At 69.7% G+C, this 15010-nt stretch carries 10 protein-coding genes; 6 read left to right on the top strand and 4 right to left on the bottom strand.

What is annotated here, in order from left to right; genetic code table 11:
* Positions 1–176: 176 nt before the first annotated feature.
* The 5 genes from CBR61_RS04125 to CBR61_RS04105 all read left to right on the top strand — a co-directional run bounded on the left by CBR61_RS04125 (position 177) and on the right by CBR61_RS04105 (position 5795).
* Positions 177–1388 (top strand): toxic anion resistance protein, encoded by a 1212-nt coding sequence (locus tag CBR61_RS04125; RefSeq protein ID WP_088913215.1) that lies wholly within the window; start codon positions 177–179, stop codon positions 1386–1388.
* Positions 1388–2206: a hypothetical protein gene (locus CBR61_RS04120; protein WP_088913214.1), complete on the top strand. Its 819-nt coding sequence runs from the start codon at positions 1388–1390 to the stop codon at positions 2204–2206. The genes CBR61_RS04125 and CBR61_RS04120 overlap by 1 nt, the downstream gene beginning before the upstream one ends.
* Before the next feature lie 3 nt (positions 2207–2209).
* Positions 2210–2509, top strand: coding sequence for a polyhydroxyalkanoic acid system family protein (locus CBR61_RS04115; RefSeq protein ID WP_088913213.1), 300 nt, complete (start codon positions 2210–2212; stop codon positions 2507–2509).
* A 146-nt stretch (positions 2510–2655) separates the two neighbouring features.
* Positions 2656–3246 carry a biliverdin-producing heme oxygenase gene (locus tag CBR61_RS04110; protein WP_157696486.1) on the top strand — a complete coding sequence of 197 codons (591 nt, stop codon included), beginning with the start codon at positions 2656–2658 and terminating at the stop codon, positions 3244–3246.
* Positions 3243–5795, top strand: coding sequence for an HWE histidine kinase domain-containing protein (locus CBR61_RS04105; RefSeq protein ID WP_088913211.1), 2553 nt, complete (start codon positions 3243–3245; stop codon positions 5793–5795). The genes CBR61_RS04110 and CBR61_RS04105 overlap by 4 nt, the downstream gene beginning before the upstream one ends.
* Here CBR61_RS04105 and CBR61_RS04100 read toward each other — a convergent pair.
* The 3 genes from CBR61_RS04100 to CBR61_RS04090 all read right to left on the bottom strand — a co-directional run bounded on the left by CBR61_RS04100 (position 5792) and on the right by CBR61_RS04090 (position 8440).
* Entirely contained in the window at positions 5792–6565 is a 774-nt protein-coding gene (locus tag CBR61_RS04100) for a class I mannose-6-phosphate isomerase (protein WP_088915450.1), read from the bottom strand. The genes CBR61_RS04105 and CBR61_RS04100 overlap by 4 nt on opposite strands.
* A gap of 23 nt (positions 6566–6588) precedes the next feature.
* Positions 6589–7629 (bottom strand): mannose-1-phosphate guanylyltransferase, encoded by a 1041-nt coding sequence (locus CBR61_RS04095; protein ID WP_088913210.1) that lies wholly within the window; start codon positions 7627–7629, stop codon positions 6589–6591.
* An 85-nt stretch (positions 7630–7714) separates the two neighbouring features.
* A complete protein-coding gene (locus tag CBR61_RS04090; protein ID WP_088913209.1) occupies positions 7715–8440 on the bottom strand; it encodes an energy transducer TonB in 726 nt (241 codons plus the stop codon).
* 163 nt (positions 8441–8603) lie between these two features.
* On the opposite strand from CBR61_RS04090, the gene CBR61_RS04085 reads away from it, so the two are divergent.
* Positions 8604–11594 (top strand): PAS domain-containing sensor histidine kinase, encoded by a 2991-nt coding sequence (locus CBR61_RS04085; RefSeq protein ID WP_088913208.1) that lies wholly within the window; start codon positions 8604–8606, stop codon positions 11592–11594.
* 88 nt (positions 11595–11682) lie between these two features.
* Here CBR61_RS04085 and CBR61_RS04080 read toward each other — a convergent pair whose 3' ends face one another.
* Positions 11683–15003, bottom strand: a complete 3321-nt coding sequence (locus CBR61_RS04080; RefSeq protein WP_088913207.1) for a TonB-dependent receptor — start codon at positions 15001–15003, stop codon at positions 11683–11685.
* Positions 15004–15010: the final 7 nt, after the last annotated feature.

Genomic DNA, 15010 nt, shown 5'->3' with positions numbered 1-15010 from the left:
AGCCCGCGCCGCGCCGGAATGCCAAGCGGGGCTTGCGGGCATGGACGGGAGGGGGGTTTCGAGCGTAGCATGCGTGCGCGCGCTTGAAAGGCGTGTTTTAGATTACTAATACAGTGGGCACGACCGTTTTCGCGCCTTGCGTGGCGCGGTGGCCCAGAGGGAGCACGAGACGAGGCATGAGCACCGAAACCAAGACGGCGACCGCGACGGACTTCACCCTCACCCCGCCCGATCCGGTGCCCCAGGTCGCGCCCGAGCAGGCCGCGGGGCTGGTGCCGGTCACCTCCGAGCAGAAGTCGAAGCTCGACACCAAGGTCGATGCCTTCGTGAACGAACTGGTCTCGGTCGATGCCAATTCCCCGGCCTTCGGGGAGAAGGTCGACCAGATCACCCGCATGGGCCAGGAGCAGATCCGCGCCGCCGCCGCCATGTCGAACCGCTTCCTCGACCGCCCGGTGCGCGCGATGGATGCCGACGGCAGCGTGGGCAAGGATCTCGCCGAACTGCGCCGCACGGTCGAGGATCTCGATCCCGGACGGCAGGGCAAGCTGTCGGGGCCGCGCAAGATCCTCGGGCTCATCCCCTTCGGCAACAAGATCAAGAACTACTTCGACAGCTACACCTCCGCGCAGGGGCACATCGCCTCGATCCTCCAGCGGCTCGAAAGCGGCAAGAAGGAGCTGCATCTCGACAACGCCGCGATCGATACCGAGCGCCAGAAGCTGTGGACCGCGATGGGCGAGCTGGAGCAGATGATCCACATCGCCAAGACGCTCGACGAACGGCTCGAGCAGAAGGCGCTGGAGCTCGACAGCTCCGACCCCGCCAAGGCCAAGGCGCTGCGCGAGAGCGCGTTGTTCTATGTCCGCCAGCGCACGCAGGACCTGCTGACGCAGATGGCGGTGAGCGTGCAGGGCTATCTCGCGCTCGACCTGGTCAAGAAGAACAATGTCGAACTGGTGAAGGGCGTCGACCGCGCCAGCACCACCACGGTCGGCGCGCTGCGCACTGCCGTCACCGTGGCGCAGGCGATGACCAACCAGCGGCTGGTGCTGGGGCAGATCACCGCGCTCAACAAGACCACCAGCGACATCATCGATTCGACCAGCACGCTGCTGCGCGAGCAGACCGCGCAGATCCACGAGCAGGCGGCCTCGAGCACCATCCCGCTCGAAACGCTCCAGCGCGCCTTCCAGAACATCTACGACACGATGGACGAGGTCGACAACTTCAAGGTCCGCGCGCTCGATTCGATGAAGCAGACCGTCACCGTGCTGACCGCCGAGGTCGAGAAGTCCAAGGGCTACATCGCCCGCGCCGAAGGCCAGGCCCAGGCCCAGGCCAAGGTCGCCGCGCAGACGCCCTCGCTGCTGGCGCTGGATAGATAATGCCCGACAGCACCCGAGAATCCGACCGCATCCTGCGCGAGGCCAAGCGGAGCCTCGTCACCCAGCGCGAGGGCGGCACCCACCGCCCTGCGCCGCGCGGGGCAAGCATCGGCAAGGCCTCGGCCGAGGTCAAGACGAAGGCGCTGCTCAGGAAGGCGCGCAATATCGTCCTGACGCTGCTCGCGCTCTATGTCGGGGCCGGGATCACGGGTGCGATCATCGGCGGGATCGGCTTCTGGGGCGTGATGACGGTGGTGGCGCTCACCGCCATCGTCTTCGCCATGTTTGCCGCGACCGGGAAGGTGAAGACCCCGCGCCGCGAGGAGCTGAAGCAGGGCAACCCGCACCAGATGGTCGCGCGCACCGAGCTGTGGCTCGAGGCGCAGCGCCCCGCCCTGCCCCCGCCCGCGCAGGCGCTGGTCGACCGGCTGGGCGTGCAGCTCGATGCGCTGGGGCTGCAATTGAAGGGCCTCGGCGACAACGAACCGGCGATGGCCGAGGTGCGCGAGCTCGTGGGCGAATACATCCCCGAGACGATCGACAACTACCGCAAGATCCCCGTGCATCTGCGCGCCGAAGAACACGCCGGCAAGACTGCCGACGAACGCCTGACCGAAAGCCTCGAGAAGCTCTCGGGCGAGGTCGACCGCGTCACCCGCCGCCTTGCCGAGGGCGCGCTCGACGATCTCGCGATCAAGAGCCGCTATCTCGAATACCGCTACGGAGGGGCCGAGGCGCTCGAGGACATGACCGGAATGCCCGACACCGGCGTGCCCCTGCCCGATTTCGCGGCCCTGCCGACCAAACAGGAGCGCTGAGCCATGCGCGTGACCCTTCCCCACAACCTCACGAAGGAAGAGGTCCGCCGCCGGATGCGCGCCCATGCCGACGAGATCGGCGGCTTCTTCCCTGCAGGCCTCGCCAGGGTCACCACCGGCTGGCCGCATGAGGACCGCATGAACATCACCGCCGAGGTGATGGGCCAGGCCATTCCCGGCGGCGTCGAGGTGCGCGATCACGAGGTGGTGATCGAGATGGACCTGCCGCTGCTGCTCTCGGTGATGAAAGGCCCGCTCGAGGCGGCGGTGAAGAAGGAAGGCGGGCGGCTGCTCGCCCCCTGAACCGATGCCCGATGCGCGCGGGCGATTGCCATGGCGGCCTACATATGTAACAATATCTGTACATATTGATTGCCTAATTTGCCTTACACTCGGGATCGTGCGGCAGATCGGCTTAGTGGTCGATTCGGACGGGAAGGACGGGTGGTATGGCACCGGTCATGGACAATGCAGACCCGCGCGAAAGCCTGCGCGCGCATCTGCGCACCGCGACGATGGCCGCGCACGACCTGCTCGACCACGCGATGCAGGCAGCAAGCGGATGGCAGACCCGCGCCGACTATGCCCGCTTCCTCGCCCTGCAACACGCCGCCCGCGCGCCGCTGGAAGCGTGGATCGGGGCCCATGCGCCGCGCGGCCTCGCCCCGCCGCCGCAATCCGGGCTGATCGCGCGCGACCTTGCTGCCCTCGACTGCGCCCTTCCCGCCCCGGCGCCGCTCTTCACTCTCGGCCGGACCGGCGCAGGGCACGCGCTCGGCACGGCCTGGGTGCTGGCCGGATCGGCGCTCGGCAATCGCGCGATCGCCAAGCAGGTCGCCCGCATCGGCGGCGGCACCTGGCCGGTGGCCTTTCTCGATGACGGGGCAATGATGACCTTCTGGCAGGGCCTCAGGGAGAGGGTCGAACGCCCCGCCGGTATCGAGGAGGCCGAAGGGGCGACCCGCGCGGCCGAGGCGGTCTTTGCCCACTTTCTCGCCGTCGCCGAGGGTGCGCAGGTGCCGGAAGGCGCTGCGTCATGAACCTCCACCAGCGCAGCGACACGCTCACCGAATGCGACCGCGAGCCGATCCACCACATCGCCGCGATCCAGAGCTTCGGCGGATTGCTGGCCGCCGATGGCGCGGGGCAGGTGGTGCACGCCTCGGCCAACGTGGCAGACTTGCTGGGCCTTGCCGAAATCCCCGCCCCCGGCACCCCGCTCGCCGCCATTCTCGCGCCCGCGTCCCTCGCCACCCTCGAACAGGCGCTCGGCGGACTTGCGGGGGTGGACGCGCTCGAACGCCGCTTCGGGCTCGATCTTGCCGGCACGGGCACCCGTTTCGACTGCGCCGTGCACCGCTCCTGCGGCCTGTCGGTGATCGAGTTCGAGCCCCACGCCGCGAGCGACTTTGCCGACCATGTCAGCATGATCGTCCCTGTCATCGCCCAGCTCGAACAGGCCGCCAGCCTCGCCGCGCTGTGCGATACGGCGGCGCGGCTGGTGCGGCAGATGACCGCTTATGACCGGGTGATGGTCTACCGCTTCCATCCCGACGAAAGCGGCGAGGTGATCGCCGAGGACAAGGACGAGAGCCTCGAACCCTTCAAGGGCCTGCGCTATCCCGCCGCCGACATTCCGCAGCAGGCGCGCGAGCTGTTCCGCCGCAACCGCTTCCGCGTCATCGCCGACATGACCGCCGAGCCCGTGCCCATTGTCCCCGCGCTGGGGCCGGAGGACACCCCGCTCGACCTGTCGATGTCGATGCTGCGCGCGCACTCGCAAATGCACCTCGCCTATATGCGCAACATGGGGGTGGGCGCCTCGCTGGCGATCGCGATCGTCCGGCACGACCGGCTGTGGGGCATGATCTCGTGCCACCACCGCGAAGCGCGCCTGCCGCCCTATTCGCTGCGCACCGTGGCCGAACTGCTCAGCCAGACCTTCTCGCTGATGCTCGACCGCATTCTGGTGGCGCAGGCCGAAGGCTTGCGCGAACGAGCGCGGCAATTGAACGACCGGCTGCTGCTGCGCCTGGCGGGCGGGGTCAGCCTCGCCGACAGCCTGCCGATGATCGAGGAGCTGCTGCGCGGCACGATCCAGCACGACGGCATCTCGCTCTTTGCCGACGGGGAATATCGCGCCAGCGGCGATGCGCCCGACGAGGACGCCTTCCGTGCCGTCGCGCCGCTGCTGGCGACGACGCTTGGCGGGGCGACCCACGCCACCACCCGCCTTGCCGATCAGATCGCCGAGGCCGCGCCCTTCGCGCACCGGGCGGCCGGCGCGCTGGTGCTGCCGCTGTCGCGCGGCACGCGCGATGCGCTGGTGCTGTGGCGCCGCCCGCTCGAACGGGTGGTGCAATGGGCGGGCGATCCGAACAAGGCGGTCGCCGCGCCCGGCGAACTGCTCCAGCCGCGCGCGAGCTTTTCGGCCTGGCAGGAAACCGTGCGGGGCCACTCGGCGGACTGGAGCGCCGAGGAATGCGAGATCGCCGCGCGCCTGCGCCGCACGCTGATCGAGGTGATCCTGCGGATGAGCGAGGATCTGACGCGCGAGCGCGCCCGCGCGGCCGAGCAGCAGGACCTGCTGATCGCCGAACTGAACCACCGCGTTCGCAACATCCTCGGCCTGATCCGCGCGCTGGTGTCGCAGTCGCAGGCCGAGGCGCTGTCGGTGCCCGGCTTTGCCGCGATCATCGGCGGGCGCATCGCCGCGCTGGCGAGCGCGCACGACAACATCACCGCCAAGAACTGGGGCCCGGCGAGCCTCGCGCGGCTGATCGAAGCCGAGCTTGCGCCCTATAGCGGCGAGGCTCGCGCACGTTTCCGCCTGAGCGGCGATGATGTGCTGGTGACGCCGGAGGCCTACACCATCCTGGCGCTGGTGGTGCACGAGCTGGCGACCAACAGCGCCAAATACGGCAGCCTCTCGGCCCGCGCCGGGACGGTCGAGGTCAGCCTCGCGCGCACCGCCTTCGGCGATCTGGCGCTGCGCTGGCGCGAGAGCGGCGGGCCGCCGGTGACCGCACCCACGCGCCATGGCTTCGGCTCGACGATCATCACCCGCTCGATCCCGCATGATCTCGGCGGCGAGGCGGACGTGCGCTACAAGCTCGGCGGGGTGGAGGCGGAATTCCTCGTCCCCGCGCGCTATCTTGCCGCACCCGATGCGCCCGGGCGGCGTCTCGCCCCGCCCCCGCCCGATCCGCTGCGCGCCGACCGCCTGCCCCCCGATGCGCCCGCTCGTGTGCTGGTGGTGGAGGACAGCATCATCATCGCGCTCGACACCGAGGAGAACCTGAAACGCCTCGGGGTGGCAGAGGTGCGGCTGGAAAGCTCGGTCACCGGCGCGCTGGCGGCGATCGCCGAGAGCCCGCCCGATTTCGCGATCATCGACTTCAACCTCGGCGGGGAAAGCTCCGAGCCAATCGCCGAGGCCCTGCGCGCGGCGGGCGTGCGTTTCGTGCTGGCGACGGGCTATGCCGAAGGAGCTGCGAGCTTCGAGCGGCTGGGTGCGGCGGCGGTGCTGCGCAAGCCCTACGGCATGACCGAAATCGAGCGACTGCTGGTCGGCGCGGAGCCGGCCTAGGCCGCCCGCGCCAGCAGAGTCACCTGCGCCCCGCCGAAATCGAGACTGTCGAGACCGTCCGCCACCAGGCACTCCCCCGCCGCCGCCCGGGCCGATCCGTCCTTCGCAGCGATCTCGCCCGCCAGCGGCAGCGCCAGCAGCGCCCCGCTCCACGCCGCCGAAGTCGCCGCATCGGGGGCGCCCTCGATCCGGTCGAGCCGGAAGTGCGGACCATCGACCAGAACCGGCCCCGCGGTTACCGAGCCCTTGTTCCCGGGCGCATAGACCCCTCCCGAAGCGACAGCGAGGGCCCGCTCGAGATGCAGTTCGCGCGGGCGGCCGTAGTCGTAGAGGCGGAAGGTGGTGTCGCTGGTCTGCTGCACCTCGACCAGCGCGAGGCCGGGGCCGATGGCGTGGACGGTGCCGGCCGGAAGGTAGAACAGGTCGCCTGCCTGCGCCGGGTACCAGGCGAGCAGCGTCTCGATGCTGCCGTCGCGCGCCGCTGCGGCGATCTCCTCGCGCGTCACCTCCCGCGCGAAGCCGATGGCAAGCTCAGCCCCCTCCTCGGCATCGAGCACCAGCCAGCACTCCTCCTTGCCCGCCTCGCCGGGAAGCGCGGTGGCCTCGGAGGGGTGCACCTGCACCGAGAGTTTCTCGCTCGTGAACAGATACTTGACCAGCACCTGCGGCAATTCGGGCGGGGGTTCGAACCAGATTTCGCCGATGCGCGTGCCGGGCGGCGCAGCGAAGGGAGCAGGCAGCACCTCGCGGCCCCAGACCTTCTCGACCATCAGCGTGGAGAGCCGGCGCGCGGTCACTGGCTCATTGCCCCCGGCAGCTTGCCCACACCCTGCGCGCCGTCGCGCGTGGTGACCAGAACCTCGCCGTCCGAGACGACGATGCACACCCCCTCGAGCCCCACGGCCGAGATGCGCGGCCCGTCGGTGGTGGCGAAGACATCGCGGCAGTCCGCCAGATCGACCGCCCCGCGCACGACATTGCCCAGCCCGTCAGCCTCGCCAGCCAGCGCCTCGGCGAGCGCGGCCCAGTTGCCGATATCGGACCAGCCCATGTCGGCCGGCACCATCGCCGCGCGGGCGGTGTTCTCCATGACGGCATAATCGATCGAATCCCCCGCGATCGCGGCGAAGGGCGCCGGCGCGGGATGGAAGCGCGCGCCCTCCCACCGGCCGCCCGCGACCGCCTCTGCCACTAGGCGCGCCATGTCGGGGCGGTGCGCGGCGAGTTCCGCCAGCAGGTGCCCGGCGCGGAAGGCGAAAATCCCGCCGTTCCAGCTGTATTCGCCGCTTGCGAGATAGGCTTCGGCCCGCGCCCGATCGGGCTTTTCGACGAATTCGCGGATCGCGTAGCCCCCGGCCAGCGGCGCGCCGCGGCGCAGGTATCCGTAGCCGGTTTCGGGCCGGTCGGCGGCGATGCCGAAACTCACGAGATGATCCTCGCGCGCCAATGCCGCCGCGGCAAGGGCGGAGGCGCGGAAGGCGTCGGTGTCGGCGATGTGGTGGTCGCTCGGGCAGACCAGCATCACCGCGTCCTCGGGCAGCAACGCGGCGGCAAGCGCGATGGCGGGCGCGGTGTTCCTCGCCGCCGGCTCGATCACCAGCCGCGCTCCCGACGCCGGGCCGAGCTGCGCTTCGATCAGATCGGCATGGTCCGCACCCGCGACCACGATCGGCGGGGCGAAGCGATCGTCTCCGGCAACCCGGCGCACCGCCTGTTCGAACAGCGTCTCCTCGCCCAGCAGCGGCAGGAACGGCTTGGGCAGCGCCTTGCGGCTCACAGGCCACAGGCGCGTGCCGCCGCCGCCGCACAGGATCACAGGATGGATGGCCGTCACTCGCATACCCCTCGTCTGGCCCCGCTATATCAGCAAGTTTTGCCGAAACGTAATGCTGGTCAGGATTATTCCGCCACCGGTCGCATCAGAACCACTGCTGGCGCCAGTAGAAGGGCGCGGCGACCGGATTGCCGGCCGCATCGCGCGCCGGGCGGAAGCCGAGGCGGCTCTCGACGAGGCGGCAGGTGATGCGGTCGGCCTCGGGATCGGGGCTGGGGCGGTAGATGCTGCAATCGCGCGCGCGCCCATCGGTGCCCACGGTCACGCGCACGATGACCTGCGTGCCGCGCCGCGCCTCGCGCCCGCCGGGAGGCACGGGAAAGTCGCGGGCATTGTCGATGCTGCCGGAGATGTGGACGGGCTTCGAGACCGCTACCCCGCCGCGCCCGCTGCCGGAATTGCCGCTGCCGGTGCCCAGCCCCGTGCCCGCCGCGCCGGTGCCCTCGCCTGCCGCCGCCGCGCCCGAGCGGTTCGCGGTGCCGGTCGATGCGGCGCGCGGGAGCGGCTCGTCTTGCCTGACCCGCACCCTGGGCGGCTGTGCGGTCACGGGCTTCGCCACCGCCTCCCGCCCGGGCGCGCCTTGCGCGCCTTCATCCGGTTCGGGGCGATTTTCCGGCGGGGGCGGGGGGGGCGGCGGGGGCGTGGCGATGCTGAAGGCCGACACCACCTCGCGCTCGACCGCGGCGGTGATGTCGGGCGCGAGCGCGCGGGCGAGACCGTAAAGCGCGGCGATGTGCAGCAGGACAATGCCCGCGATCAGCGGCCAGCTGAGCCGCTTGCGCCGGGCGCCGAAGGGTTGTGGTGTTGCCATCGCCGCTCGCCTGCCTGCCGTTAACTCCATTCCGGATGCAGTTGTCTCTGCAATCCGCCCTAACCCACTATAGCAACATGGGGGCAATTGGCGATGGAGCGCAGCGATCGGGCGCGCAGACAATCACGATCGGCACGGCGGCAGCGATCCGCCTGATGCCGCCATGGGCGTCGCCCGCAAGGCGCCGTCGTACGCAGCCGTGCGCCCGGCTGCCCGCGAGGCCGGGGCGGGCTTCGCTCTGATCCGCAACGCGCTGGCGCTTGCCGGAATCGCGGTCGGGCCGCCTGACCGGCGCAGTCTGCTTGCGGCGCTGATCGGCGGCGCGGGGTATCTCGCGCTCGCCTGCCTCAGCCTCATGCTGTCGCGCGCGGGCGATACCGTCAGCCCGATCTGGCTCGCCAACGCCTGCGCCGTCGCGGTTCTGCTGCGTGCCGGGCTCCGCTGCGAGGTGCCCTTCCTCGTCGCATGCTTCGCCGCGAGCCTTGCGGCCAACGTGGTGGTGCAGCTGCCCGACAGTATCGCGCTGTTCTTCTCGCTCGCCAACGTGGTCGAAATCGTCGCCGTGCTGGCCCTCACACGGGTGCCGGGCCGGGCACCGCCCGACATGAACCGCCTCGGCGATCTCGCCCGCTTCGTGTGGGCGGGCGGGCTGGTGGGGCCGGTGCTCTCGGCGCTGGTGGCGCTGCCGGCCATGGGCACGAGCCTCGAACAGCTGCGCGCCGGCGCGGTGACGTGGTTTCTCACCGACAGCATGGCGATGGTGTTGATCGTGCCTGCCGCGCTGCTGGCGACAGACCGGCTGCGTGGCCGCCTCGCCCCGGCACCGGCGCGCATGCCCGAAGCTGTCGTCCTGCTCGGCGGCGGGATGGTCAGCGCCTATCTGGTGTTCGACCAGACGCTCTACCCGTTGATGTTCCTGATCCAGCCGGTCACCCTCCTCCACGCCTTCCGTTTGGGCAGCCTCGGCAGCGCGCTCAATGTCGTCGGGGTGGCAGTGGTGGCAGGCGCGATGACCTTCGCGGGCGAGGGTCCGATCGCGGCGGCGAGCGGCGGGGGCATCGCCCAGTTGCACCTGCTGCAGGCCTTCATCGCCGCCAATTTCCTCACCGGCCTGCCGGTCGCCGCGATCCTCGCCGGACGCGACCGCATGGTGGCACAGCTCGCGGCCGGCAAGCGCGAGGTCGATCTGCTCGCCGACAACATCACCGACGCGATCCTGCGCTTCGATCTTTCGGGCGTGTGCACCTATGCCTCGCCCTCGGTGCGCACCGTGATGGGGGTGCCGCCCGAGACCTATATCGGCAAGCATCTCACCGCGCGCCTGCACCCCGATGCGCATGACCGCACGGTGCAGGCGCTGGAGCGGCTGCTCGACGGCACCAGCGTGCACGAGCGCGTGACCTATCGCCGCTTCGCCGACGCGCCTGACGGCTCTCCGGTCTTCCTTGAGGCCGATTGCGCGGTGTTCCACGATCCGCAGACCGGCGCGCGCGAGGGCGTGGTGGTGGCGGCCCGGGACGTGACCGAGAGGGTCGAGCTCGAACTGCTGCTCACCCGCGCCCGCCGCAACGCCGAGAACGCGGCGCGGGCCAAGTCCGAATTCCTCGCCAACATGAGCCATGAGATCCGCACCCCGATGAACGGGGTGCTGGGCTTCGCCGAGCTGATGCTTCAGGGCGAGCTGGCGGCCGACCAGCGGCGCTTTGCCGAGCTGATCGTGCAGTCGGGCCGGTCGATGATGATGCTGCTCAACGACGTGCTCGATCTCAGCAAGATCGAGAGCGGGCAGTTCGCGATCGACCGCGCGCCGGTCAACCTTCACGCCAGCATAGCCGAATGCGCCGCGCTCCACCGCCCTGCGGCGAGCCGCAAGGGGCTGACGCTCGAGGTCTCATGCGATGGCGGCGGGGATCCCGCTTCCCGCTATTCCGAGGACCGCCCGCCTTGGGTGCTGACCGACGGGCTGCGGCTGCGGCAGATCCTGCTCAACCTGATCGGCAACGCGGTCAAATTCACCGAGGCGGGGCACATCCGGGTCAGCTACCGGGTGTGCCGCCAGGAGGTGCGGATCACCATCGCCGACAGCGGCATCGGGATCAGCCCGCGCCAGCTCGAGACGATCTTCCATCCCTTCACGCAAGGCGAGGCGAGCACCGCCCGGCGGTTCGGGGGGACGGGTCTCGGCCTGTCGATCAGCCGCCAGCTGGCCGCGCTGCTGGGAGGGCGGATCGAGGTCGAAAGCGTGCCCGGCGAAGGCTCCCGCTTCACACTGGTGCTGCCCGCGACGCTCGCCCCGCCCGCGCAGGACATGGTGGCCCTGCCCGGGACGCCAACGGCCGCCGACCTCGCCCCGGCGGCGCTCGCCCCGTCGCGCATCCTCCTCGCGGAGGATCACGACATCAACCGCGAGCTGATCGGCGAGATGCTCCAGCGCTGCGGCCAGCAGGTCGATCTGGCGCATGACGGCAACGAGGCGATCGCGATGGTGATCGACCAGGTCATGCGCGGGCGTCCCTATGATCTGGTTCTGATGGACGTGCAGATGCCCGACTGCGACGGGCTCGCAGCGACCCGCGCGATCCGTGACGAGGGGATCGGTCCCGGGCTGCTGCCGGTGATCGCGCTCACGGCCAATGCCTTCCCCGAGGATGTCGCTGCGACGCGGGCGGCGGGGATGCAGGGGCATCTCGCCAAGCCGGTGGTCTTCGCCCAGCTCGCCCGCGCCCTGCAACGCTGGCTGCCGACGCGGATCGTCGAGGCGCGGGACAGCGATGCGCCGGTCGCGCGCATTCCTCTCGACCGGTCGGAACGCGCCTCGGCCCTCGCGCGCTCGCCGCGGCTGGTGGCGCGCTGGGAGGCGCGGCGCGCGGAAGCTCTGGCGGCGGTGGGGGCGGAGCTTGCCGCAGGACGGCTCGGAACATCAGGGCCGGAAGCGTCACGGGATCAGGCCGAAGACCTCGCCCGGCTGCTGCACAAGCTGGCGGGCACAGCGGCGATGTTCGGCGAAGCGGCGCTGGGCAAAGCCGCCGGCGCGCTCGAGCGCGCCCTGACGGGCGGCGCCGACGCCGCGACTTGCGCGGCGCTGGCCGCGGCGCTGCTGGCCGAGGCCGACCGTTCGGCAGCGGCCGGCGCGGCGCGCATGGCTCGTTCCTGATCCGGCCCGGCGGTCGCCACGGCTCCCAAAGCAAAAGGGCGGCCCGTTACCGGGCCGCCCTTCTAAGTGGTTCGCTTGCGCGACGCGATCAGAACAGCACGCGCACCCCGAAGCGCACGCCCCACAGCGACCCGTTGATGTTGGTCGCTTCGACAGGCGCACGGAAGGTCGTGCCCGAACGGTTCTCGTAGAGGTACTGGGCGCAGGGCTGGGCCACCGTGGCGACGCTCGCGGCGTTGCCCGGAGTGGTCAGGCAGCGCACGTTCACGATCGGCGCGGTGTAGGGGAAGCCGACCTGACGGATCGTGCCCCAGTCCTTGTCGATGAAGTTGAGGACGTTCTCCATTTCCATCGACAGTTCCATCTTCCCGCCGAGCGGCAGCGGAACCTGCTGGCGCACCGACAGGTCGAGCTTGTGCACCCACGGGGTCTTGGCGATGTTCTTCGGCGCGATCTGGCCCTGGAAGTCCGCCAGCTCCGAATTCAGCACGAACTGCTGGAAGCCGGTGAAGTCGAAGTTCGGGGCATAGAGCACGCGCGAATCGGCGGTCGGGCTGCTCACGTTCGGCACGTAGAGCAGACCGCGCTCGTTGCGGCCGGTCACCCCGAGAACGGTCGACCGGGCGGTGCCGGCGGCCTGATCGGCGAAGGTGTAGCTGTAACGCTGGCCCGAACGCACGTTGTAGAAGAACTCGACGCGGGTGATGTTGTCGCCGAACAGCTCGTTGTCATAGCCCGCCACCAGTCGGAACTGGTGGTCGCGCTGGTAGTTCGAGATGCCCTGCGCGGCGAAGTTCGGATCGAGCACGGCGGTGTTCTGGTAGTTCGAGAACGCCACCGACGAGGTGCCCGGGTTCTGATCCTGAACGTCGCCATAGGTATAGGCGCCGTTGAAGAAGAAGCCGCTGTCGAAGCGCTTGTCGAAGCGGCCGACGATGTTCCAGCTGTCACCGAAACCGGTGTTGGTCAGCAGGACGTCGGTGTTCACCGTGGTGCCCTGGCCGGGGAGCACGGTGTAGCGGGTCCGGCCATCGGGCAGGGTGCCGTTCGGCACCGAGCGCAGGTCGGTCCACTCCAGCGCGTTGCGCTGCTTCGAATAGACCACGTCCGCACCGAAGGTCCAGCCATCGCCGAGGAAGCCGAGGTCGGCTTCGTAGTCGACCGAGCCCGAGAAGCGCCACTGCGAGAGCACCTCGAAGTTCGGATCCAGCGCGTTGGTCGGCGAGGCGGCGGTGCCGGTGGTGCGGATCGCATCGACCAGCGCCTGCGGAACGCCCGTGCCGCCCGAGACATTGTTGAGCGTGGCGGCGCCGATGGCGTTCTGCTGCGCCGCCGACAGGCCGGTGACGCCCGAAACGGTGAAGGTGTCCTGCGCCGGGGTGGCGCCGGGCACGCGGCGGACCTGCACGCGGCCGATCGTCGGGCCGGGGTTCGAGTAGTTGTTCGAGATCCAGACGTTGGGGTTGCCGCCGCCGAAGATCCCCGCCGAACCGCGCACCGTCAGGCGGTCGGTCGGCTGCCAGTTGATGCCGAAGCGCGGCTGGAACAGGTCACGCCCGTTGAGCGTGGCAGTGTTCGAGAAGCCGAAGCGGCCGAGGAAGGCGTCGTTGGCAAAGGGACGGTCGGGCGTGTCGAACAGGTCGTAACGCATGCCGGCCACCACGGTCAGGGTGTCGGTCACGTCGATCGTGTCCATGATCCCGAAGGTCCACGAGTTGTTCTGGAAGTCCGCGGTCACGGTGTCGATGCCGCCGCGCAGCGGCACGGCGATGTCGACTTCGTTGGCGCGGCGGGCCTGCAGGTCGCTGATCCCGTCGAAGTACCACGCACCCGAAACGCGCTGGGCGAAGAGGTTGCGGATGTCCTGCGTACGGCGCTCGGCGATCACCTTGACGGTGTGGTTGTTGAGGTTGAGCGTCGCGGCGAATTCGATGTTCAGGCTCTGGCTGTCGAGCTCGTTGGCCTGACGGCTGATGTCAGGGCCGAACTGGAGACGGCGGGTCCCGGCCGGGCAGACCAGCGGCGGCGCCGAGGGGTTGTCGGCAAGGCAGACCTGGAACTGGCCGAAGTCGCGGTTGCCGCCGATCGGCACCTGCAGGCGCACGTAGTCGGCGTAGGACACGCGCAGCATGGTCGAGAAGTTGTCCGACCACTGGTTGTTCGACTGGATCATCCCGAAGTGATTCTTCGCGCCCTGCGTGTAGTTGTTCGACAGCAGGTTGAAGGTCGGGTTGTTGGCGTTGATCTGGCCCACGCCGGTCTGGCCGGCGAGCAGCGCGCTTTCGTTCCAGATGTAGGTTGCGCTCAGACGGTGACCGTCGGCGACGTTCCAGTCGAGCTTGGTGACGAGCTTGTCGTCGCTCTCGACGATGTCATTGGCAACGCCCAGCGTGTCGAACTGGTAGGTATTGCGGGCGATGTCGCTGATCCGGGTGAGCTGCGCATCGGTGATGCCGAGCTGCGAGGGCGCCACTTCCGAAGGCACGGTGTCGCGGGTGCGCTCGTAGGTGACCGCGAAGAACAGCTTGTCCTTGATGATCGGGCCGGTGACCTGCGCCGTGTAGATCTGCGATTCGAAGGCGCCGACACGGGTCAGTTCGCGCGCGCGCTCGCCGCGCAGGCTGTCGTCCTGATAGTAGGCGCCGCCGAGGAAGGTGAAGCGGTTGCCGCCCGACTTGAGCTGCGCGTTGATCGCGCCGCCCTGGAAGAAGCCCTGCTGGATGTCCACCGGAGCGATTTCGACGGCGAATTCGCCGATCGCGTCAAGCGGCACCGGGCCACGGGCCGAGACAAGGCCGCCCGATTCGAGGCCGAAGGGGTCGCCGAAGGCCACGCCGTCGATGGTGAAGCGGTTGTAGCGGTTGTTGGCGCCGGCGATGCTGATCGCGCCGTTGTTGGTCGCATCGAGGTTAACGAGCGGGTTGCGCGCGGCGAGGTTGCGGATGTCGCGGTTGATGTTGGCGACGCCGAGGATGTCGCGGGCGCTAAGCACGGTGGCGGCGCCGGTGGCGAGCTTGATCGACGAGGTCTGGCGCGCGCCGGAAACGACGATCGCCTGGCCCTGCTCGACCAGCGCGACGCTGAGGCGCTGGGCCTGGCCGGCGGTGAGGAAGCCGATTTCCTGCTCGACGGTCTCGAAGCCGTCGGCGGTCACGGTGACGTTGAAGGGGCCGCCGAGACGCAGGCCGGCCGCGTTGAAGCCGCCGCTCGCGTCGGTGGTCTGGGTCGAGGTCGTGCCCGAGGGAACGTGGGTCACGGTGACGGTCGCACCGGCAATGGGCGCGCCGCTCTGGTCGGTCACGTTACCGCGAACCGACGAAGTGGTTTCCTGCGCGAAAGCCGGCGTAGCGATCGTGGTCGTCGCGGCGAGGCTGACGATGCTCGCGGCAAGGAGATACTTAAGCTTCATGGTTGAG

The sequence above is a fragment of the Porphyrobacter sp. CACIAM 03H1 genome, assembly GCF_002215495.1.
In the GTDB taxonomy this organism is placed as follows: Bacteria; Pseudomonadota; Alphaproteobacteria; order Sphingomonadales; family Sphingomonadaceae; genus Erythrobacter.
Note: the sequence above shows the minus strand (reverse complement) of the source record. Positions and strands in the feature narration are given on the sequence as shown.

What these genes read in the sequence shown, in the direction of transcription:
- CBR61_RS04100 (WP_088915450.1), bottom strand. Translation starts at nt 6,565, where the DNA reads ATGGTCGAGAAGGTCTGGGGCCGCGAGGTGCTGCCTGCTCCCTTCGCT.
- CBR61_RS04110 (WP_157696486.1), top strand. Translation starts at nt 2,656, where the DNA reads ATGGCACCGGTCATGGACAATGCAGACCCGCGCGAAAGCCTGCGCGCG.
- CBR61_RS04120 (WP_088913214.1), top strand. Translation starts at nt 1,388, where the DNA reads ATGCCCGACAGCACCCGAGAATCCGACCGCATCCTGCGCGAGGCCAAG.
- CBR61_RS04090 (WP_088913209.1), bottom strand. Translation starts at nt 8,440, where the DNA reads ATGGCAACACCACAACCCTTCGGCGCCCGGCGCAAGCGGCTCAGCTGG.
- CBR61_RS04080 (WP_088913207.1), bottom strand. Translation starts at nt 15,003, where the DNA reads ATGAAGCTTAAGTATCTCCTTGCCGCGAGCATCGTCAGCCTCGCCGCG.
- CBR61_RS04085 (WP_088913208.1), top strand. Translation starts at nt 8,604, where the DNA reads ATGGGCGTCGCCCGCAAGGCGCCGTCGTACGCAGCCGTGCGCCCGGCT.
- CBR61_RS04105 (WP_088913211.1), top strand. Translation starts at nt 3,243, where the DNA reads ATGAACCTCCACCAGCGCAGCGACACGCTCACCGAATGCGACCGCGAG.
- CBR61_RS04115 (WP_088913213.1), top strand. Translation starts at nt 2,210, where the DNA reads ATGCGCGTGACCCTTCCCCACAACCTCACGAAGGAAGAGGTCCGCCGC.
- CBR61_RS04125 (WP_088913215.1), top strand. Translation starts at nt 177, where the DNA reads ATGAGCACCGAAACCAAGACGGCGACCGCGACGGACTTCACCCTCACC.